The sequence below is a fragment of the Prevotella sp. LMAG:51 genome (genome assembly GCF_008680225.1).
GTDB classification, from domain to species: domain Bacteria; phylum Bacteroidota; class Bacteroidia; order Bacteroidales; family Bacteroidaceae; genus Prevotella; species Prevotella pectinovora.
The window spans coordinates 225,361-246,648 of sequence record NZ_NALQ01000022.1; the positions used below are offsets into that span (position 1 = coordinate 225,361).

Genomic DNA, 21,288 nt, shown 5'->3' on the forward strand with positions numbered 1-21,288 from the left:
GAACTAATGCTAATCTCCCGAAAAGCGTTGCAAATGTATATAAAATATTTGAGATATCAAAATAATCGGCGTTAACAATTGTTTATTCGGCAAAAGTTTTTAGATACAGCCCTATATCTCAAATTGGTTATTTATGAACATAATGGCTACATCATATAGTATAATTTGAAGAACTTATCTAAGTGTCCATGTTGGTAAACATCTATCCGTATAATATTCCCTTTGTTTTCGTCTTTATCTGAGTTACCACGTTTGTTGTCATAAATATAACTAAATGTATAATATCTCTTTTCTACTAAATGTTTTGAGTGACAACTGACCCATTCCGTCAACAATACGAAGTCATTGATGTCTCTTAAACTTTCATCAATAAGGGCCAAATTAAGGTTTGTGTCGTTCAAAAGTTCATCGTAATACTTAAACGCATTCCATTCTATCGGCAAATTGCTTTCTTTTTGACCTCTTTTCCATTGGTATGAATCTAAATCTGATTTGAACATATTATCATTGGAGTCCCAACCATAATAAGTCTTATCACGGTCGGATAACTCTACAAATTTTCCATTCCGCTCCTTGAAAAAAGTTCGTTCATAAATCATGGACAACTTAGTGCCTTTTGCATCATAGTGGTATTCATATAAGTGTCTTAGAACACTTCCATCTATGCCTAAATCATCTATGGTTTTGGTATGGATATATCCATCAGGAGTGAGGGCGTAGGTGTACTTGGAGGGCTTGTATATAGTTTGATAGTCCCATACTACCTTTTGTGTTAAGGCATTCCCTTGTTTCTTCCAATATAAAGTCTGTTTGCTTGCAGGTGCTTGTTGAACGACTTCTTGTAACTCAAGGTTTGAATTATATTTAAAGTCAATGATAATATAAGGTTTGTCTCCCCTTTGTGAATATGCTTCAATCTTGCTTATTATCTTTTGGCCCTTACTATTTCTTTGCTGACCAATTGCAGGAAAAGTTAAAAGGGAAAAGAAAAATATGCAACAGATTTTTTTCATGTATTTATTTTTTCTCATTATAGTCAATAATAATATGTAAAAATTGTTTTATTTATTGTAAGAGAGCATAATTATGTCGTTTTATATCTCAAATTGCCTTATCCAATTTTTGGCGTAAATATGTTTGTTCGCTTTGCTTGGAAAGCAATACCTATCATCTTTCCACAGTAGTATATTCTATCTTTGCGTCCTCATCCGTTGCCTCCAACTTCATAATAACTGGTCGGAGACCATCATTGCAACTGACGATGGTCACCCCAGGTTCCTTGATCCAGTCACCATAATAGAAAAGTCCTTTGTCTGCACCGTGTGCCAGGGCAAACACATACTGGTAGAGGGCTTTCCACGCCTCGTCACAAAAGCCTTTCGGCTTAGCGTAGTCAGCGTAAAATACATCGCTTACTTTCATCATGGAACAGGCTTTTAGCCCACAGATACCATATTCTTTAGCCAAGCCCTCATACAGCATCGTTTTGAGGATGGTAATCTTTACTTTCTTCATAGATATATGTTTCTTTTTATTTTTCTTTAGTGAATTTGTAAACAGCCCATGTAGGCAGAATGACCAATAACAGCAGTGACACCTCCACCAATGCGTAGGAGCCGAAATAGTCAACCAATGTATGGAATTTCAAAACTCCATCTACGAGGAATACCAGGAGGGCCAACCAGCAGAGAAAGAAGATGGTTGCGTACTTGATTTTACGTTTCTTAATTTTCATTTTCCACATCTAAATCAATCACATTCAGACAAATACTTTAAGCGAATTGCCTTTGGAAGTTTCGATGCAATGAGTTGGTGTGACTCTTTAATCACCCCCCTTACTATTGCTTCGTCCATTTCTTCGTAATATACATCGCTCCAGTGCGTCTTGTTCCAATGATAGGCTGGTGTCACGGCTGAGAATCGTTCTCTAAGCTCGATATTCCTGTCTGGTGACAGTTTCAAAGCAATTCTTGAAACTCCGTCCTTCATATCATATCTGCCACCGCCTAACCAAAGGCAGACGAATATCTTTCCTTCCAAGCGGAAGTTAAGGATGTCTTCACCAAACGCCTGGTCTTCGGTCACTCCTGGAAGTGATAACGTGTACTCTCTGACCTGCTCAATGTTCATACCCAATCAAAATTATCCTTTCCGGCACCTAACTCAAAGTGGTACTTCGCAATGCCCAAGTCCATCTGTGTATAGCCAATCATGGAGATGCCCTTCTTGGCTCTTACCTGATGGCGGTTGTTGTTCATGCCGACATACTCAAATGAGAATTTCTGCTGGTTCACAGCAGTTGGTGCAAGCAAGGCAGCTTCGACACCCTTCCTGAACCATGATGGAGTGATGTCACTGGCATTGCTGACTTGCTCGACGGTTTTGATTTTGTGAGGGACACCCTGTGTCTCTCCATAGCCAAGGGCAATCATGCAGACGAGCTTTTCGTCTTTGCCGACATTGTAAGCCTCTGGAACCTTGCGGTACGAGAGTCCTACCCAGCAGGTGTTGAGTCCCAATGTCTGGGCAAGAAGGACGATTTGCTCTCCATAGTAGCCCACTCGCTCATCAAGGTCTTCGGCTTTCTTTCCTGCCATGACCAGATAGTTGTTGACATTACGGAACTTTCCGTATTTGGCCATAGTCCCTTGGAATGCCTTCGGCTCATTGCATATCAACTGAATATGGAGTTGACCCTCATTGTTCAACTTCACAAGTTCATCTTCAAGCAACTTGACGATTTCCTCGCTCAATGGCAGGTCTTTGTAAGCCCTTACACTATGTCGGGCTTCTATAGCTTCCTGCATTGTCATATTTTTGATGATATATTACTATTCATTATTATATGTCTTTTTGCTACATTAAGATACATACCGCTACATTTTCGCTACATTGATTTATTGTCGTTATAGAATGTAAGTCGTTGTGTATCAGTCTCGCTACATCATGCTACGTATTTTTTTCATTTAAGTGAGCGTTGGAATACCTGTTCAAACACATCCATTTCTCGCTTGGCTATACCCAGGCGAGTGGCTATGGACTTCCAATGCTTCACACCAGCCTTCACTTCTTCGATGATATACACGGCTTCGTCTTTGCCTATCATATACTCCTCCGAGGAATCAAGCAACACCTGAAGGTCTGCATAATTCGTTGTGGAGTTGATAAGCAAAGTCTGGTATTCATTCAGAGTCGGATTCATATCATATGCCGGTGATAGCGTCCAGCCACGTGGAGTCAGCAGGAATCCGTGGTTGCGGAAATGGTCATCGCTATTGCCGATGGCTATATTGAATGCCACTCGACGATAGAGTTGACGAAGGTTCTGCTCTACGTCACAGCAGTTCTGGAGGATGAAGTCCACGATGTCCAGATAGCCGTTGCCCGACTTGGCATCACAGCCATCAGTCAAGCCCAACAAGGTCATGGCTGATGCGAAATGCTTTCTTCGTCCTTCAACTGTCCTATCGAAACGCTTGGAGAGCAAGGCATGATATTTCTTGCCTGTCTCAATGACGCTAGTCTCTGCTGCTTCGACTCCAGCCTCTTTTGCCAACAGATGACTGAGGTGTTCCCAAAGGCCTACATCATAGTCATCGTTCCTTGACGGGAACTTGGCTACGCAAATCCGGCCTTCATCATTCATCACTCCAGCCTTGGGGCGGGCACCGCCAAGCGAAGTGCCAGGATGGACTAATTGCAAGAGCCATTTCTTCTCTGGCAACTGATTCAGTTCCTCGCTCTTCTCAATTTCCATGCTGGCTGCCACCAAAGCCCTAATGTCGGTCAAAGGGGGAATACGAAGCGATTTCTCACAATTGATGTACTCTCCATCTTGTTTTTCCTTAAAGCGGAAACCACCCATACGAGAATAGTCATCGATACCAATGAGGTAATCAAATGACGAAAGCTTACGTACGGGGCGTTTCTCTTCCGTGGCAAGGATTTGTTCGCGACGGTTAAGCAGCAATCTTCCCCAACGGTCAGGCAAGGCATCGTTGAAGCAGCCGAAGATGTCCCTGTCCGGCTGGGAGTATTGCTGACCTGGATAGTTGTTGATGTCGGCACTCAGATAGAGGCTGCCATACTGACGGAGCCAGTCGTTATCATACTTGAACGAATAGGAGTCTGAGCCACGAAGGGATTCATAGCCAAGTTCACCAACCAGCATTGGTTCGTCAAGCCAGTCGAAGTCCGCATATACATAGAGTGTCTTCATACCTTATTGTTTCTTAGAGGCACGTTCACGATGTTTCAGCGCAAGATCCTGTAAGGCCCGCCCCATCTCATCCTTCTGTGCCAACAACAGGATGTCATCATCCAGCTGTAGGGCATAGAGCACACGTAGATAGATGCCTATCGCTACTGTCGGAGTTCCTTTTTCTATCCTCGAAACGGTCAGAGGAGAACAGGTAGCCCGTTCTGCAACCTGTACTACACTAAGATTACGACGCAAACGAGCCAGTTTGATTTGCTCACCTACGGTCTGCATCTTCTGTTCCAGTTTTCGGGGCAACTTATTGCCCATTGTTGTCTTGCTCATATTGATACTCAACTTATATTTACGAGCGCAAAGATACAACAATTTCTTTATTTTATGATATGTTATGATATAAAAAAATAATTACAATAGGGCTTTTTTAACAATTTGGGGTCGTCTTTTGGAACAAAAAGTATACTCCCGAGACAGAACATCGCATCACATCCCTAGAAATCCACGGCAATATCTTTTCGCATTACTGCACAAGAAAGTGGTATAGACTACCAGCAATCTTACTTCGCTGTTACAGCGTCCCACGGTATTCTTGCTGCCGACATGTCCAGCCTATGAACGGCAAAGGCTCATCGACAAGGATGTTTATTTCATCGCATCTGACAAATACGTTCACCTGCCGATGCTTCTGGCTAATGAGCGTATTCGCAAGACCAAACAGGCAAAGGCTCTGACACCAGTAGCCCAATACCTGCTGCTCTACCATTTGCAGATAGAAAGTATCGAAGGGCTGGCAGCACGAGACTTAGAAGACAAGTTGCCTTATTCATATGCAAGCATTACGCTTGGCATTACTTGCCTTGAAGACCTGGGGCTGTGCCAGAAGGTGGACGATGGCTCCAAGCGGAAAGTCATCCGCTTCGATAAGACGGGGAAGGATCTTTGGGAACAGGCTCAATCCGTCCTCATCAATCCTGTTGAAGAACGCATTTTCTGTGATGACCTGCTTTCAGATGGACACTACCCCGCATGTGGCATCAATGCCCTGGCACATTATACATGGCTCAACCCTGACCCGGAAAGGATTATTATGATGACCGTCAAACAGCTCCGTGACTTTAGGAGTTCTGGAACCTTGGTACGTCCTAATGAGTTCGACGGCAACATCATCATTGAGGCATGGAAATACCCGCCTGTCACCAAGATTGGTGCTGAAGCCGAATGGGTGGACAGGCTATCATTGGCCGTTTCACTCCGTGACAACTATGATGCAAGGGTACAAGGTGAGCTCACACGCTTAATTGAACAATCTCTATAGAATTATAACATTTCGGTATTTTCGGAGGTTTTTGGCAAAAACATTTGGGTGTTTTCGGAGATTATGCTTCAAACCATTATACATAATTTAGAATAAGAACAGCCTTCTTGAATTTTGAATTACGTTAAAAACACTCTATTTTCAGCGGAAATACAAAGAAAAATACACTTTTCCGCTGGTTATAGCAACTTTTTTGCTTTATTTGTAGCGGAAATACTAAAATCATGTATCACTATGATTATCGGACGTGAAAATGAAAAACGTGAACTATGCAAGTTACAGGGTTCATCTATGCGGGTAAGACTAAGGGTGTAAAACGCCTACTTTTTCACCACAATATTTTGAGCATAAAATATCAACATTTAACGAAATATTCAACCGAATGAAAGAACAAAAGAACTTATCCTATAGTTTAAGAAAGGTGGCACATCCCTTCAAAAGCAGCTTAAACTCTATATTTTTGCCGATTTTGAGCCTACCTGGGGCTTTTGTCACCTTAACAAATATTAATTCCGTTAAAAATGCGATTTTTGAAAATTATTTTGAGCAGTTTTCGCACTTTTCTATCGTTTAACACCTAACTATCTGATAATCAACGATGTTTATTTCCTGCATCGGAAAGTAGGACGTGAAAACAAGAGAAAACAAATAGGAATACTACGGCATATTGTATTGATAATCAGCGATTTGCAGAAGCAAGACCTCCGTTTCCAACAACGGCTCAAACTCTGTTCCTGCATTGTGTTCATATCTGATTATCAGCGTGTTAGATGCTCTGCGTCGGCAAGTGAATGGTATAAAAAAGCTTGGATGTCAATTAAATGTCACATAAATATTATAATTTGGGAGCCTCTATTTTTCCTTACTGACATGCAAGAATAGTTATAACTTGTTGGCGGAATTAAGTTATGTTGATAGATATAAGTAAAAGTTGCCAATATCGATGATTCTCAGTAAAAACAAGAATTTCCGAAAAAACTGTCAGACCATCTGGTTTTTGGTTGTAACATTCTGACAGACAGACAGTTGACCACCTGGCGATTGTCAGCCAATTGTCTGGATGGTTTGCTGATGGAAGGGGCGATATTTTTTGAGACTCTATACAATAGCATCGCGGATACGTTTACGGACCGTATATACTGGCATCGCGGATACGCTTACAATTGTCAGATGTAAGGAATTGTATGCGTTGGCAGAATTCCGGGAACAGGAATATGGGTATTACGACATTAACTTATTGGGCATCTGCCTGACTACAATTATGCCCATCCGGGGTAAGCAGCGTGCCCATGATGGGCAAGCACCTTGCCCCAGTTGGGCAAGCAGCGTGCCCCAGTTGGGCAGAATTGATGTCAGACAGATGCCCCAAAACTTCATTTCCTCTCATCAGCAAACCATCCAGACAATTCAAAACAACCATCTGGTCGCGAACAGTCTGTACGTCAATGCGTTACGGCGAAAACCTGATAATCTGACAGTTTTGACTGTTTTTTGGGAAATATCACATTTATGGCGAATTGGGGGTAAATTCACATCCTCCAAATCAGCCGCACCCTTGAACATAGGAGCAACCCCTTCCGGAATATGATGCAATCTATCTGCACTGCCAGAAAAAAAAGGGTCGTATCAAACTCTGTATTGAGTAATGATACGACCCTTTCTTTAGTCTTTTAGGATGCTCAAATTTCAAATTATAAGTTCATATTTTCAAAAAATGAGTTTTGACACAGCCTCTTTGCGTATTTAGGGTCTTTGTGGGGCGGCTGGTCGTGGTTGCAAGTTAGAAATTGTTGGCTTGCAACTCGAAGTAGCTCTGGGGATGAGCGCACACGGGGCATACCTTAGGTGCCTGTTTGCCTACCACCACATGACCGCAGTTGCGGCACACCCAGATAGCGTCTCCCTCACGACTGAAGACAAGGGCGTCCTCGATGTTCTGCAGCAACTTGCGGTAGCGCTCCTCGTGGTGCTTCTCGATGGCGCATACGCCACGGAACTTCTCGGCGATCTCGTGGAATCCCTCTTCCTCGGCTTCCCGGGCCATGCGGTCGTACATGTCGGTCCACTCGTAGTTCTCGCCTTCTGCGGCAGCCTTCAGGTTCTCTCGTGTTGAGCGAACAGCGCCACCTTCAAGTAGCTTAAACCACATCTTGGCGTGCTCCTTCTCGTTGTTGGCCGTCTCCTCGAAGATGGCCGCAATCTGCTCGTAGCCATCCTTGCGAGCCTTGGAGGCGAAATAGGTGTACTTGTTGCGTGCCTGGCTCTCACCTGCGAAAGCCTCTTGCAAGTTCTTCTCAGTCTTGGTTCCTTTTAAGTCCTTCATAATGTTTTGTATTTTATTTGTAATTATTCCAAAAATATTTCTGATACAAAAATAATGCGTTTTGCTCTTTCTTGCAAGTGATTTTAGACTTTTTAATAAAATAATTTTTGCCAGTAACTATTCAGCGAAAGGGCATGGCGGGGTATCAAGCCTCAAATAAGGCTTGAATTGCATTGAACGGAGTCTTGTTGCGTTTCTTAGCTGTTTCAACGATTGAATGTAATTCAAGAAATGCATCTGCCCCAAAATCAGAACGGAATGTACAGGAGTTCTTCAACTTGATTTTCAACTTGCGTATTCCACGCTCACTTCCATTATTGTCAGATGGTATCATTGGGTCTTCAAGGAAATTGAATATGTAGTCACGACATTTTATCAATCCTTTCTTGAGTGTTTCAAACTTCTTGCCAAAATTGCAGATATTCAGTTTGAGAAGGTTGTCTAAGCTTGGCGGAGTGCTGCTGTTGCCGGAATTCTTCTTGGGCTTCTCGTATTTGGACAGACGCTCTTTAAGTCTTGCATTTTCTTCGTCCTTCTTGCGTATTTGACGATTCAGAGCTTCTATGTTACGGTTCAGTTTGGCAATCTCAGCATATTGCTGATCGATGGCTTCACGCATCAACCGCATCTCTGCCGTCATGTCTTGCAGCACTTTTGATATGTCCGTAACTTGCTCTTTCATAGGTGTAAAGATACGAAAAATATCCCACATACGCAAGAAATAGAGACACTTTGTTTTGCCTTTTTATAGGTCTTCTTGCAGTATATTTCAATCGTGGATTAAGGGTGCAGCCCTACCGCTGAATAGTTACTGGCTGGCATAATCCAAGGAAATTACTAGTTATTGACTATTAACGCCAAAAAGATACACAGATAATCTGTATTCCGTCTTTCCCAACTGCGGCGGTATAGTCTCTCTATTGCCTTGCGAGGCTCAAGAGTCACTTACTCCTTTAATGGTAAATGCAGGTTCGAATCCTGTCCGCCGCTCAATGAGAGGTCTAAGAGATACTTACTCCTTTATGTATATTTCCTGCTTCGGCAGGCTTAACTTTCCAACCAGCATCTCAATTACCTCTATTTTATAAACAAGGTCAAGGTAAACATACTTCTCGCTTCTAAAGCAACTGATTTGTAATCCGTCCATGTTTGCCGATTACCTTTTAACCTCAATCGCCATTAGGTCTCTGACAGTATGATGACCGTTTGTGGGTTTTAAAGCTTGCCTGAATTTTGATTGTTAGATGGATTTTATCAGACCGATTAATGTAGTATTTTATACGTGGAAGAATATCTGAAATCACTTTCCATATTGAATATATATCGGTAAGTCGTGGAAATCATCTGTTTTTGAGACATTTCCACGACTTACCGATATATTTTTATATCTTTGCAGATATATTACACAAATATTGTGTGGGTGAGCATATCTTATCCTAAACAGTATTGACGCATAATAATCCAATGATTATAGCATGAAGAAGATACTTTTCCTACACGGTTTTTTCGCCACAGGCAGTTGTCCGATGGCGAGAGCCTTGAAAGAGGCGTTTGAGGGGACGGCGGTGGTGCTGACTCCCGACCTCCCGTTGCATCCAAAGGAGGCATTGAGGGAGATTCGCTCCATCATCGACCGCGAACAGCCAGACCTGCTTCTGGGCAACAGCTGCGGCTCTTTCCTAGCCCAGATGCTGGCTCCCGTGGTGGGCATTCCTGCTTTGCTCGGCAATCCGTATTTCATGATGACGGAGTTTCTGAAGGAGCGAATCGGCGAGCATGAATACAAGGCTTCGAGAAAGGACGGCAACCAGCGGCTGGTGATTGACGAGGCGCTGATCGGGGAGTTTGCAGAACTGGAAGCCGTGCAGTTTGACCATTGCGACCCATATTATAAGGATCGTGTGTGGGGACTTTTTGGTGATAATGACGCCATCGCCCACTTCTGTCCGCTCTTTCTGGAGCACTACAATCAAGCCTTCCATTTCCCTGGCGGGCATACGCCTACTGAGCAGGAGGTAAAGACATGGTACGCTCCCCTTGCCCAGAAAATGATGATGGAATTTTCGACAAAGGAAGAAAGATTTATCAAAACAATATAAAAGAATAAACTTATGCGCATAATAGGAAACTTACTTTGGTGGCTCTTCGGAGGTCTCGAAGCTGCCATCGGTTATTTCACAGGCAGTCTGGCTCTTGCATGTACCATCATCGGCATCCCCTTTGCTATACAGACATTCAAGATTGGTCTGCTCTGCCTATGGCCTTTTGGCTCTACGGTAAAGAAAACGGATAGTCCAACAGGTTGCATTCGCATTCCGCTGAATTTATTCTGGCTGATTTTCGGAGGTTTGTGGGCTTGCCTCGTGCATCTGTTCTTCGGCTTTATCTTATGTATCACCATCATCGGCATTCCATGGGGAAAACAACATTTCAAGATGGCAGGGCTTTCGCTCGCACCATTCGGCAAGGATGTGGAGTTGGGATTTTAAAGTGGTAAGAAAAGAAGTTTAAAGAAATATGGCTATGACTATTGATACAACAAACCTCTGCTCGCATCTTCAAAAAAAGTTGTTTGAACCTGAGGGAATATATTATCCTATCTGGCAAGCCATGCAGAATGATGAGGAGTTGACAGCCGTAGTTCGCTCACGACAGCTTCATATTTATCGTAATGGCAAGAAGATTCTCATTCTCGCAGGCAAGGCTCAGCCGAAGATTATCAGAGAGGACAAACTGAATGAATTGATAATAAAATAAAGAACGAAGTATATGAGCATTAAACCCAAATCGGTTATTAGGGCTTGCTTGGATTTTGTTATTTTAGAAGAGTGGATTTTGTTTGGCTTTTAATGAGTAATAGCGAGCTATTGCGAATTAAAAACAAGCAAAAGACACCTTATAAAAAACAAAAGACTGCAAGCAGTTATTAAAATTACACTTTAAACGTCCTAATGACCGATTTGGGTTAAAAAGAATGGGATTTATTGGAAGGGCATCAAGCGCCGGATAGGGAGATTCTTTGAGAAGGTGCACGAATGTATACTTATCTTTACCGACTGGCTGGGGTAAGCGCACATGGTAGATAGACTGCGTAAATAGACTGCAAAACATTGAAATAATCGGATGGAAACAGAAAGAATTTTACTTCGCCATTGGCAGGAATCGGATGCAGAGGCGCTCTTCAAGTACGCCTCCGACCCTGACGTAGGACCACATGCAGGATGGCCGGCGCATCAGTCTGAAGAGGAAAGTCTGGAGATAATCCGGACTTATTTCAATAATGACACGACATGGGCGATTGTGTTGAAAGAGACTGGCGAGGCTATAGGCTGCATCGGCTACTACACCCACACCACCAGCAACATCCCTATCGGCAAGAACGACTGCGAGGTGGGCTACTGGATAGGAAAGCCTTATTGGAACAGAGGAATCTGCACCGAAGCCTTGAAACTGATGCTCGACTTCTGCATCCACGAGAAGCATTTCGAAAACATCTGGGCAGACCACTTCACAGGCAATCCTGCATCAGGAAAGGTCATGGAGAAATGCGGTTTCTCAGACACCGGAATGCTGAACAGATGCAGCCAGCTCGTGGGTGGCGACAAGGATATGGTCAAGGTGTTTAAGTACAAAGGATAATAAACTGCAATAAAGGTAATATCTTCCGAAAGCCAGGTATACACTCTTTTGGAGAATGTACGTATCTTTGCACCCAAGAAATTTAGCCTTTTAAAAGGCTTAGGATTATGAAGGAAATATTCTTTAATACAATACAGGAGTTCAACGACTTCATTGGGGTGAAAACACTTCATCCCTTAGTAAGCATTGCACGTGTAGAGAACACCGCTCCGATACAGGAGGCTGTGCATCACTACGGACTTTATGCCCTCTTTCTGAAGGAAAACAAGGGCTGCAAATTGTCATACGGCAGAACAGAATATGACTTTGACGAAATGACCGTCACTTCGTTTGCTCCAGGACAGTCGGTTAAAGTGAAACCTAATCCAGAAGTACCGTTTGCCAAATATACGGTATTGGCATTCCATCCCGAGTTGCTCAACCGCACTCAGCTTGGCAAGAAAATCTCCCGATACGAGTTTTTCGACTATACAAGCAACGAAGCCCTACACCTATCCGCTACCGAGGTAAACATCTTCCGTGATGTACTCTCAATGATCAAGCAGGAACTTCAGCATCCTATAGATAGACATTCGCGTGAACTCATCGTTTCAAACATCGAGTTGCTGCTGAACTACTGCCTGCGCTTCTACGACCGGCAGTTTATCACACGCGAGGAGATAAATCATTCGGTAGTAAAGAAGTTCATCTCTCTGCTCGTTGAATACATTGCTCAGAAAGCGGAGCGTGAAGGGCTGCCTACCGTAGCCTACTTTGCCGACAAATGCTGCTATTCGCCCAAATACTTCGGCGAATTGGTCAAGACCGAGACGGGCAGAACCGCTAAGAGTCTGATTAGCGACCGGCTGCTTTCTGCAGCCCGCCAACTACTTGTTGATGAAACCCTCAGCATTACGCAAATCAGCCAGCACCTCGGCTTTGAGTATCCTCTGCACTTTGTCCGCTTTTTCAAGGCGCAGACGGGAAAGACTCCAAGCGAGTATCGCAAAACTGCATAGATAGTAAAGAAATAGTATCATGGACAGATTATTCACATTTATAGCAATAGCCCTCATTTTTTGTGCAGGAAATCAAACAAAAGTAAAAGCAGAAATTATGGACAAAGAGATACAATTAGTACAGGATTGGGACAAGACTTTTCCTAAAAGCGAGAAGGTAAATCATGAGAAAGTGACATTCAATACCCAATATGGTCTTACTCTTGCAGCCGACCTCTATATTCCGAAGAACGCTGAAGGAAAGTTGCCTGCCATTGCCGTGAGCGGTCCTTTTGGAGCCGTCAAGGAGCAATGTTCAGGTCTCTATGCACAGACCATGGCAGAGCGTGGATTCGTCACCATCGCTTTCGACCCTTCGTATACAGGCGAATCTTCTGGCGAACCTCGTCGTACGGCTTCTCCCGACATCAATACGGAAGACTTTCTGGCTGCTGTAGATTATCTCAGCATGCGAAATGATGTAGATGCAGGGCGAATCGCCATCATTGGCATTTGCGGTTGGGGCGGAATCGCTCTGAATGCTGCAGCTCAGGACCCTCGCATCAAGGCTACTGCGGCTATAACAATGTATGACATGAGTCGAGTAAACGGGAATGGTTACTTTGATGCTGATGACAGCGAAGAAAAGCGATATTCGGAACGAAAGGCATGGGCAGAGGCTCGCACGGCCGACCTCAAGAACAGAACATTCACGATGGCTGGCGGCGTGGTCGACCCATTGCCGGAGGATGCTCCGCAGTTTGTAAAAGACTATTACGCCTATTACAAAACGCCACGTGGCTATCATAAGCGTTCGGGCAACTCAAACGACGGTTGGCGCACCACCGGTTGCCAGGCTTACGCCAACACCCGTTTTCTCTATTACATCAACGAAATCCGTTCGGCAGTCCTCATCGTGCATGGAGAGAAAGCACATTCCCGTTACTTCGGAGAAAGTGCCTTCAGATATATGATGGATGGAAAAGCGGAAGGCTACGACTTCGTACGAAAGCCCAACCCGGTTCCATCCAACAAACAACTGCTCATTATCCCAGGAGCCTCTCATTGCGACCTATACGATGGTGGTGGGAAAGGATTGATTCCTTGGGACAACATCGAGGAGTTCCTGAAGAAGAATTTAAAAAGATAATACAATGAAGAAAGTAATAATCATCTCTACCAGTTTGCGTACTGGTTCAAACAGCGACATGCTCGCTAATCAGTTTATTGAAGGTGCCAAGGCTGCAGGTCATGAAGTGGAAAAGATTTCGCTTGCAGAAAAGGACATCAAGTTTTGTAAAGGCTGTTTGGCTTGTCAGAAATTGGGCAAGTGTGTCATCAAGGATGATGCAAACGACATCATGCAGAAAGTGCTGAATGCTGATGTGGTTTGCTGGGCAACACCTATATATTATTATGAGATGAGCGGACAGATGAAGACCCTCATCGACCGCATGAATGCTTTGTACTCGCTCGACTACAAATTCCGAGATGTTTACATGCTCACTACTGCTGCCGAGGATGAACCAGAAGTACCGAAACGTGCTGAAGCAGGATTGACTGGATGGATTGACTGTTACCCTAAGAGCCATCTTGCTGGCACGCTGTTCTGCGGAGGTGTTGACGCGCCACGCACCATTGAAGGCAACCAGAAATTGCAGGAAGCATACGAGTTAGGAAAATCTGTTTAAGGGATAACTATTAAGGAGGGCTTTTATGAAAGCTTTTGCAACATTCATTATATTAACAACGCTATCGCTCAACATTATGGCACAACAAAAAATAGTACAGACAGCTGGGCGCACCCAACTGGGTGAGTTTGCCCCGGAGTTCGCCCACCTCAACGACGATATCCTCTTTGGAGAAGTATGGAGCCGCAATGACCTGCTTTCATTGCGCGACCGCAGTTTGGTAACAATCACTTCGCTCATCAGCCAAGGAATCACCGACAGCTCGCTGAAATATCACTTGCAGTCGGCAAAGAATAACGGAATTACCCGCACGGAAGCGGCAGAGATCATCACCCACATCGCCTTCTATGCCGGTTGGCCAAAGGCATGGGCTGCCTTCAATCTGGCAAAGGAGGTATGGAACGAAGATGTGAAAGGCGAAGACGCCAAGGCTGCTTTCCAGCGCGAGATGATATTCCCTGTTGGCGAACCCAACACCGCTTATGCCAAATACTTCAAGGGCAACAGTTATCTGGCGAAAATATCCGACAGTCAGATACCTTTCTTCAATGTTACCTTTGAGCCTGGTTGCCGTAACAACTGGCACACGCACCACGCTACAAGGGATGGCGGGCAAATGCTGGTAGGTGTAGCCGGACGTGGCTGGTATCAGGAAGAAGGCAAGCCTGCGCAGGAAATCATTCCCGGCACAGTCATCCATATTCCTGCCAACGTGAAGCATTGGCATGGTGCCGCAAAAGACAGCTGGTTTGCTCACCTCGCCTTTGAAATACCTGGCGAGAACACATCCAACGAGTGGCAGGAGGCTGTGAGCGATGAGGAATATAACAAGATAAAATAAAAACTACCCGTTGGCGGAATTGATTTAAGTTGGTCGATATGAGCAAAAAGTTGCCCATATCGCTGATTTTTAGTAAAAATGAGAATTTCAGAAAAACTGTCAGACCATCTGGTTTTTCGTCATAACATTCTGACATCCAGACAGTTGACCATCAAGCAACTGTCAGCCAATTGTCTGGATGGTTTGCTGATTAAACCCCAAACGTCATTAGGGTTTGCTTGGATTTTGCTTTTTTGAAGAGTGGATTTTGTTTGGATTTTAATGAGTAATAGCGGGCTAATGCGAATTAAAAACAGACAAAAGACGCATTATAAAAAACAAAAGACTGCAAGCAGTATATAAAAAATACATAAAACGGTCTAATGACGGATTTGGGCTAAAATTGGGCACGATGCTTGCCCAACATGGGTAACGTGCTTGCCCATCATGGGCAACGTGCTTGCCCCTGTTGGGCAGATTTGCTGTCAGACAAATGCCCAAAAGTTAATGTTGTAATACCCATATTCCTGTTTTCTGGATTCAGCCGACTCCTACAATTCCTGTCGGCTGAATTCCTCACTTCTGACAAATCCTTCCATCTGACAATTACTTTCATCAGCAAACCATCCAGACAATTGCCTGACAATCGCCGGACAGTCAACCACTTGGTTATCAGAATATTACAGTCAAAAACCAGACAATCTGATGGTTTTTCACATTTTTGGGGTAATATGACATTTGAGGTGAATTGGGGTGAGATTTATACAAACTATTGATGGTTTGAGTTATTACCTGAAAAAGGCGAATAACCACACATCGGAGAAAGAGCCTTTTCATTATCCCGTACAAAAGTACCACAATTAGCTACGTTTGTGGTATTTTTGTACTAAAATAGCTACAAAACTGTTGAAAGGTATTAAAAAAGGGGTGGATTTTAAAAGATTTCCGTACAAAAGTACCACAATTAGAAACATTTGTGATAATTTCGTACCAAAATCAGGAGAACAATTATGGAAACAAAGAATTCATTCATATCATCAGCAAGCGTCAAAGTACAAGGACGAACAGCTTACTACAAGATGCTGAAAGCCGCTCGCCAAGGTGAACTGATTCAGGTTTGCCGTGGCGTATATGCTAACATAGACCAATTGTCAGCATGTATGGTTGATATTGAGTCTATTGTCCCCAACGGTATTCTCTGCCTTTGGTCTGCCTGGAATATCCATCAGCTTACGACATCCATGCCGCAGGCTTATCATGTCGCCATCAAAAGGGATAGGAAAGTAAAAGTTCCTTCATTCCCAAAGATAGAGCTCCATCACTATACTTCCAACATTCTTGAAATTGGCGTGATGGAGAAAGTCATAGATGGATTTAAGGTAAAGGTATATGATGTAGAACGATGCGTATGCGATGCAGTAAAGTTCCGCAACAAGGTGGGCATTGATGTCTGTTCTGAAATCATCGATAACTATCTTTCCAGACCAGAAAGAAATATCAGTAAACTAATGGATTATGCCAGACAATTGCGTGTTGGCAATATCCTGGAAAATTATCTACAAGTGAAGCTATGAGTAAAGAACAAAATAAAAACTATGGGAAGTCTATACGTACAAAATTGCTGAACGTTGCAAGAAAGGAAAACGTCTTTAATCAGACTATCCTAACTCGGTATTTTCAAGAGAGACTTCTCTACAGAATATCGCAGACTCATTATAGAGGAAATTTTTATCTGAAGGGAGGTGCACTCATGTATGCATACGAAAAATTTGGGTTCTTCCGTTAAATGCGTAGACGCTTGTCGTGTAGAGCGTATAGCTTTAACGTGAAGAATTCATCATTTCTGAATCCATACATTTGTCTTTTCAGCACTTTAATCTTGTTGTTTATACCTTCAGTAGGGCCATTTGATATCGGGTAGTCATACCATGCAAGTATATATGGCTTGTAGGCCCGCAAGGTAGCAGCCATTTTGACCAATGGCTGTATTTTTGAATCCATGGCCTGCCGCACCCATTCGTTTAGCACCAATTCTGCATCATCCTTGTTGGTTTGGTTCCATATTTCCCTCAAGTCTTCTTTCAGGTAATATGCAATCATCAACGGTTCATTCAAGTTCAGCACATTGTCAAGTCTTGTCTTGTATTTTGCGTCAAAGATGTCGTTGCCGTTTCTCAGCAATATCCAGCGCGTGCCCTTGATTACCTTACGCTTGTTAACGTCTTTCTCAGCATGCCACAACTGGCGGCGCAACTGGTCTATCCTTTCATTCATGAGCTTTACCACATGAAAATGATCCACGACAAGAGAGGCATTGGGGAGATTTGCCGTTACCGCCCCCGTATAAGCAGACGACAAGTCTGTGCATACGGCTTTTATGTCATTCTTTCTGTCTCCGAGCCTGTTCCAGAATTCCTCAAGCGAAGCCTTGCCGTTACCGTCACCTACAAAGACAATCCGCCCGGTTTCCAAGTCTACGACTATCGTCTTGTAAACTTGTCCCTTGTGGGTAGCGAACTCGTCTATGGATATGTATCTGAGGTTTGAAAGGTCCGGGCTGCCATACTCCTTTTGCAGGAACTCCATCTGTATGTTCCGCACCATGTCCCAAGATACATCCAGGAACCATGCAATGTCCTGTATAGTTGCAAAGCGCGACAAGTCTATAACCATATTGGCGAAAGCGGTCGTATGCCTGCGCTTGCCTTTTGCGAAATCGACATCCTCGTTCTTTATGCAGCCACAATCAGAACATTTGACACGTTGGATCTTCATCTCGACGAAAGTCTTTGAACAACCTATCGGCACGCTCACAAAGCGTCTGGCCGTGAAACCATTACGGACTACATTATGGCTTCCACACTCCGGACAGCAAAGTTTGTCTGATGGAGTTTGGATATTCAAAACTATTTTATTACTTTCGCAACGCATATCCAAACATTCTTGCAAGGATATGCCAAAAGCTTTATGCATTATGCTGGCATTCATTTATCATTGAGTTTGGTCACTACAAAGATAGATGATGCCAGCTTTATTTTTATCATAATATAAATATTTTTTTCTATCTATGCATTTAACGGAAGAACCAAAATTTGCGGCTCGTCCAACATTGGATATAGATTTCCTTGGCAATAATATCAGCAACGAAGGCTCTTCTCTATAATTGCAGCGTTCAGAGAAATTTGTTCTGTGCCATACGAGGAAGATGGCGTAATATTTGACACGGAGAACATTACTGCACAAAATATAACAGAGTTCAAAGACTATCATGGAATTAGGCTCAGCATTCCAGTCAAGATGGACACCATTGCCCAGGTTTTAACAATGGATATTGGTTTTGGTGATGTGGTAACACCTTCCCCAATAGATCTTGATTATCCTGTATTGCTTGAACATCTGCCGAGTGCCAATATTCTGGCCTACTCGCTTGAAACGGTTATTGCCGAAAAGATGCACGCAATTGTGGATCTTGCAGACCAAAGCAGTAGAATGAAGGATTATTATGATCTCTACAAAATCTTGCAGAATGAAAAATATAATCCTGTAATATTACAGGAAGCTATCAAACATACATTTGAAAATCGCCACACTCCTTATAATGAGAACACGATGTTCTTCAGAAAGGAGTTTGGTAGCAATCAGCAAATGCAGGTCAGGTGGACAGCTTTCATGCGTAAAATAACGTCCACAGACATATTGTCCTTTACCGAAGTGATAGCGTTCTTACAGCAAAGACTTCTTCCGTTTTGGGAGAACATGAAAGATGAATAGCAGAAATAACACATACGTCTCCATCCTTCTGCGAATTATTAAGCAAGGAAGGGATAACCAAATGGACTTGCAACGACAAAACTCTGATATCAGACATACAGCAGGAACGTGAAGTTATGAATAGTCTGTATGAAACTCTGAAAGAACATCAGCAGCATGTCACTCATTGGTGTTACGGACATTTTCATCAAAGCTGGCATTCTTCTATTGATGGTACATCGTTTAAGATGCTGGATATTATGGAGTTTTATGAGTTGAAATAATTTTAGACTCAAAAGAGAGCTACAGAATCACGCCCGAGCAGAAAGAATATCTGCGGACATCAGAAGCTGCAATAGAATTTCTCTTTAAACATTCAGACACGATTTGCGTCTTATTCTTAGAAGATGGCGTTTAAGCACCCATAGCTTTTTAGGCATTATAAATTTTTAATTATATGAAACTAAACAAAATACATCATGTAGCCGTGATTTGCTCTGACTATGAGCAATCTAAGTATTTCTATACAGAAGTGTTGGGCTTGAAGATCGTGAGTGAAAATTATCGTGAGGAACGCCACTCATGGAAGGCAGACTGCTGGCTTGGCAACACATACGTCGTGGAACTATTCTCCTTCCCCAATCCTCCTGCACGTCCTTCCTATCCCGAAGCAGCCGGTCTGCGTCACCTCGCTTTCGAGGTGGACAATCTTGCGGCAGCCGTCAGCGAGCTTGACAGCAAGGGCGTAAAGCACGAGCCTATACGCACGGACGAATATACCGGCAGGCAGTTTGTATTCTTCAGCGACCCCGACGGTCTACCAATAGAACTGTACGAAAAGTAAAAAAGTATCACTTATAGGTATTGCCCGACTCACAACAAAATTGTATCTTTGCATCGTAACTAACAGATAAAAGACTATGACAGAAATGACAGCAACAATAATCATTGGACTTCTGATTCCGCTATTGGGAACGATGCTTGGTTCGGCTTTCGTATTAATGATGAAAAACGAGATGTCTGCGCGATTGCAAAAGACATTGTTGGGCTTTGCCTCTGGAGTGATGGTAGCAGCGTCCGTATGGTCTTTGCTAATTCCTGCTATGGAGATGAAGGCAGAGAGCGGCGTATGGTCGGTAGTACCGGCAGCCATAGGCTTTCTGTTAGGCATAGGTTTCCTACTATTGATCGACGAGCTTACGCCCCACCTTCATATTGGCACAGACAAGCCCGAGGGCATTAAGTCGCACATGTCAAAGACAGCTATGCTTGCCCTTGCCGTAACCATCCACAACCTGCCCGAAGGAATGGCAGTAGGCGTGGTGTTTGCAGGAGCCGAAAACAGTGCTTCGCATATCTCGTTAGCCGGAGCCATTTCCGTTTCGTTGGGCATAGCCATTCAGAACATCCCCGAAGGCGCTATTATCTCCATGCCCATGCGGGCAGCAGGCAACAGCCGATGGAAATCCTTTATGTTAGGCTCGCTGAGCGGAGTGGTAGAGCCTATAGGAGCCATTGCCGTACTGTTGCTTGCCTCTCTCATTATGCCAGTCCTACCCTACATGCTCGCCTTTGCAGCAGGAGCCATGTTCTACGTAGTGGTGGAAGAGCTAATCCCTGAAGCCTCAAGCGGCCAGCACAGCAATCTCAGTACCATCGGCTTCGCCATAGGTTTCGTGCTGATGATGGTGCTTGATGTTGTTATGGGTTAACAAAAATATATAGATTATGAAGGAACATCTGCGGACATTGAGAATTAATCCCAAATCGGTCATTAGGCCGTTTAATGTATAATTATAATAACTGCTTGCAGTCTTTTGTTTTTTATAAGGCGCCTTTTGCTTGTTTTTAATTCGCAATAGCTCGCTATTACTCATTAAAAGCCAAACAAAATCCACTCTTCTAAAAAACAAAATCCATGCAAGCCCTAATGACCGATTTGGGTTAAATAATTATGACACAACACTAGTGTCCCGTTTAAACGAGACACTATTGAACTTAAAAGGAAAGTATGAAAAAGAAACTGATTGTTTTGGCGATAAGTTCTCTGGCAATTCTGGCTTCCTGCACAGGAAAGAAGACTACGCCAAATGCTGCAGACAATGATTCTGCAAATGTAGTTGACACCACCGCTTCCAATAAGGACAATGTGGATTTGACGTCTGTTGCAGGAACGTATGAGGGAACTCTCCCGGCAGCAGATTGCCCGGGTATAAAGACAGTGCTCACTATCAATGCTGATAGCACCTATTTGTTGAAGCAGGACTATATTGACAAGAAAGATGGTCACGATGAAGCAAGCGGCATTTTTAAAGTGCTTGACGGTAAAGTCCTTATGCTTGTTCGTCCTTCAACAGGTGAACAGACCTTTTATAAGGTTAAGAATGCCAACAGCATCATTATGACAGATTCTATGGGTGTAGAACCTGAAGGTGAGACTGCAAAATTGTATGTACTGAAAAAGAAATAGTACAAGGAATCAAAAAAACGTGGACAGACATTAAGTCTATTCACGTTTTTTCAAGATTGCGGTCTCACTCTGATTTCTCAGAGTGAG

General features: G+C 43.4%; 25 protein-coding genes and 1 pseudogene. 16 read left to right on the forward strand and 10 right to left on the reverse strand.

What is annotated here, in order from left to right:
- Positions 1–146 precede the first annotated feature (146 nt).
- The 6 genes from CCC32_RS08520 to CCC32_RS08545 all read right to left on the reverse strand — a co-directional run bounded on the left by CCC32_RS08520 (position 147) and on the right by CCC32_RS08545 (position 4,543).
- Positions 147–1,013 (reverse strand): hypothetical protein, encoded by an 867-nt coding sequence (locus CCC32_RS08520; protein WP_287073714.1) that lies wholly within the window; start codon positions 1,011–1,013, stop codon positions 147–149.
- A gap of 154 nt (positions 1,014–1,167) precedes the next feature.
- Entirely contained in the window at positions 1,168–1,515 is a 348-nt protein-coding gene (locus CCC32_RS08525) for a TIGR04076 family protein (RefSeq protein WP_287073716.1), read from the reverse strand.
- 234 nt (positions 1,516–1,749) lie between these two features.
- Entirely contained in the window at positions 1,750–2,130 is a 381-nt protein-coding gene (locus CCC32_RS08530; protein WP_287073718.1) for an MmcQ/YjbR family DNA-binding protein, read from the reverse strand.
- Positions 2,127–2,813, reverse strand: coding sequence for a nitroreductase family protein (locus tag CCC32_RS08535; protein ID WP_287073720.1), 687 nt, complete (start codon positions 2,811–2,813; stop codon positions 2,127–2,129). Before CCC32_RS08535 ends, CCC32_RS08530 begins: the two co-directional genes overlap by 4 nt.
- Positions 2,814–2,962: 149 nt before the next feature.
- A complete protein-coding gene (locus tag CCC32_RS08540; RefSeq protein ID WP_287073722.1) occupies positions 2,963–4,219 on the reverse strand; it encodes a type II toxin-antitoxin system HipA family toxin in 1,257 nt (418 codons plus the stop codon).
- A 3-nt stretch (positions 4,220–4,222) separates the two neighbouring features.
- Positions 4,223–4,543 (reverse strand): helix-turn-helix domain-containing protein, encoded by a 321-nt coding sequence (locus CCC32_RS08545; RefSeq protein WP_094383750.1) that lies wholly within the window; start codon positions 4,541–4,543, stop codon positions 4,223–4,225.
- A 352-nt stretch (positions 4,544–4,895) separates the two neighbouring features.
- Here CCC32_RS08545 and CCC32_RS08550 point away from each other — a divergent pair, with 352 nt between their 5' ends.
- Together CCC32_RS08550 and CCC32_RS08555 are read left to right on the forward strand one after the other, a co-directional pair.
- The gene (locus tag CCC32_RS08550) at positions 4,896–5,531 is read left to right on the forward strand and encodes a hypothetical protein (RefSeq protein ID WP_287073724.1); all 636 of its coding nucleotides are present in this window, start codon (positions 4,896–4,898) and stop codon (positions 5,529–5,531) included.
- 382 nt (positions 5,532–5,913) lie between these two features.
- A complete protein-coding gene (locus CCC32_RS08555) occupies positions 5,914–6,105 on the forward strand; it encodes a hypothetical protein (protein ID WP_287073725.1) in 192 nt (63 codons plus the stop codon).
- A gap of 1,206 nt (positions 6,106–7,311) precedes the next feature.
- Here CCC32_RS08555 and rbr read toward each other — a convergent pair.
- The 3 genes from rbr to CCC32_RS08570 form a co-directional block, all read right to left on the reverse strand.
- A complete protein-coding gene (gene rbr, locus CCC32_RS08560; protein WP_287073727.1) occupies positions 7,312–7,854 on the reverse strand; it encodes a rubrerythrin in 543 nt (180 codons plus the stop codon).
- Positions 7,855–7,999: 145 nt separating this feature from the next.
- On the reverse strand, positions 8,000–8,536 hold the full coding sequence (locus CCC32_RS08565) for a coiled-coil domain-containing protein (RefSeq protein ID WP_287073728.1): 537 nt from the start codon (positions 8,534–8,536) through the stop codon (positions 8,000–8,002).
- Positions 8,537–8,866: 330 nt separating this feature from the next.
- The gene (locus tag CCC32_RS08570; protein WP_287073730.1) at positions 8,867–9,001 is read right to left on the reverse strand and encodes a hypothetical protein; all 135 of its coding nucleotides are present in this window, start codon (positions 8,999–9,001) and stop codon (positions 8,867–8,869) included.
- Between the two features lie 328 nt (positions 9,002–9,329).
- Between CCC32_RS08570 and CCC32_RS08575 the strand changes: the two genes are divergently transcribed.
- From CCC32_RS08575 to CCC32_RS12680, 10 genes and pseudogenes are all read left to right on the forward strand, one after another.
- Positions 9,330–9,953, forward strand: coding sequence for a YqiA/YcfP family alpha/beta fold hydrolase (locus CCC32_RS08575; RefSeq protein WP_287073732.1), 624 nt, complete (start codon positions 9,330–9,332; stop codon positions 9,951–9,953).
- A gap of 12 nt (positions 9,954–9,965) precedes the next feature.
- Positions 9,966–10,343, forward strand: a complete 378-nt coding sequence (locus CCC32_RS08580; RefSeq protein WP_044066235.1) for a YccF domain-containing protein — start codon at positions 9,966–9,968, stop codon at positions 10,341–10,343.
- A 34-nt stretch (positions 10,344–10,377) separates the two neighbouring features.
- Positions 10,378–10,611 carry a hypothetical protein gene (locus tag CCC32_RS08585; RefSeq protein ID WP_044080833.1) on the forward strand — a complete coding sequence of 78 codons (234 nt, stop codon included), beginning with the start codon at positions 10,378–10,380 and terminating at the stop codon, positions 10,609–10,611.
- A 366-nt stretch (positions 10,612–10,977) separates the two neighbouring features.
- Entirely contained in the window at positions 10,978–11,493 is a 516-nt protein-coding gene (locus CCC32_RS08590) for a GNAT family N-acetyltransferase (RefSeq protein ID WP_287073737.1), read from the forward strand.
- Between the two features lie 107 nt (positions 11,494–11,600).
- Positions 11,601–12,491: a helix-turn-helix domain-containing protein gene (locus tag CCC32_RS08595; protein ID WP_287073740.1), complete on the forward strand. Its 891-nt coding sequence runs from the start codon at positions 11,601–11,603 to the stop codon at positions 12,489–12,491.
- Positions 12,492–12,588: 97 nt separating this feature from the next.
- Positions 12,589–13,620, forward strand: a complete 1,032-nt coding sequence (locus tag CCC32_RS08600) for an alpha/beta hydrolase (RefSeq protein ID WP_287073742.1) — start codon at positions 12,589–12,591, stop codon at positions 13,618–13,620.
- 4 nt (positions 13,621–13,624) lie between these two features.
- Complete coding sequence (locus tag CCC32_RS08605; protein WP_042519724.1) at positions 13,625–14,161, forward strand: flavodoxin family protein; 537 nt, start codon at positions 13,625–13,627, stop codon at positions 14,159–14,161.
- A 25-nt stretch (positions 14,162–14,186) separates the two neighbouring features.
- A complete protein-coding gene (locus CCC32_RS08610) occupies positions 14,187–15,002 on the forward strand; it encodes a carboxymuconolactone decarboxylase family protein (protein ID WP_287073744.1) in 816 nt (271 codons plus the stop codon).
- A 989-nt stretch (positions 15,003–15,991) separates the two neighbouring features.
- Positions 15,992–16,555 carry a type IV toxin-antitoxin system AbiEi family antitoxin domain-containing protein gene (locus CCC32_RS08615; protein ID WP_042519726.1) on the forward strand — a complete coding sequence of 188 codons (564 nt, stop codon included), beginning with the start codon at positions 15,992–15,994 and terminating at the stop codon, positions 16,553–16,555.
- A pseudogene (locus CCC32_RS12680) lies at positions 16,552–16,752 on the forward strand (nucleotidyl transferase AbiEii/AbiGii toxin family protein); the annotation flags it as partial. The gene CCC32_RS08615 and the pseudogene CCC32_RS12680, both read left to right, overlap by 4 nt.
- Positions 16,753–16,763: 11 nt before the next feature.
- On the opposite strand, the gene CCC32_RS08620 reads toward CCC32_RS12680, so the two are convergent.
- On the reverse strand, positions 16,764–17,969 hold the full coding sequence (locus tag CCC32_RS08620) for an ISL3 family transposase (protein ID WP_287073747.1): 1,206 nt from the start codon (positions 17,967–17,969) through the stop codon (positions 16,764–16,766).
- 201 nt (positions 17,970–18,170) lie between these two features.
- On the opposite strand from CCC32_RS08620, the gene CCC32_RS08625 reads away from it, so the two are divergent.
- The 4 genes from CCC32_RS08625 (at position 18,171) to CCC32_RS08640 (ending at position 21,201) form a co-directional block, all read left to right on the forward strand.
- Positions 18,171–18,752 carry a nucleotidyl transferase AbiEii/AbiGii toxin family protein gene (locus CCC32_RS08625; RefSeq protein WP_287073749.1) on the forward strand — a complete coding sequence of 194 codons (582 nt, stop codon included), beginning with the start codon at positions 18,171–18,173 and terminating at the stop codon, positions 18,750–18,752.
- Between the two features lie 436 nt (positions 18,753–19,188).
- A complete protein-coding gene (gene gloA2, locus CCC32_RS08630) occupies positions 19,189–19,575 on the forward strand; it encodes an SMU1112c/YaeR family gloxylase I-like metalloprotein (RefSeq protein ID WP_042519728.1) in 387 nt (128 codons plus the stop codon).
- An 85-nt stretch (positions 19,576–19,660) separates the two neighbouring features.
- Positions 19,661–20,443, forward strand: a complete 783-nt coding sequence (locus CCC32_RS08635; protein ID WP_044073712.1) for a ZIP family metal transporter — start codon at positions 19,661–19,663, stop codon at positions 20,441–20,443.
- 299 nt (positions 20,444–20,742) lie between these two features.
- Positions 20,743–21,201: a copper resistance protein NlpE gene (locus CCC32_RS08640; RefSeq protein WP_044074964.1), complete on the forward strand. Its 459-nt coding sequence runs from the start codon at positions 20,743–20,745 to the stop codon at positions 21,199–21,201.
- The last annotated feature ends 87 nt before the right edge of the window (positions 21,202–21,288 follow it).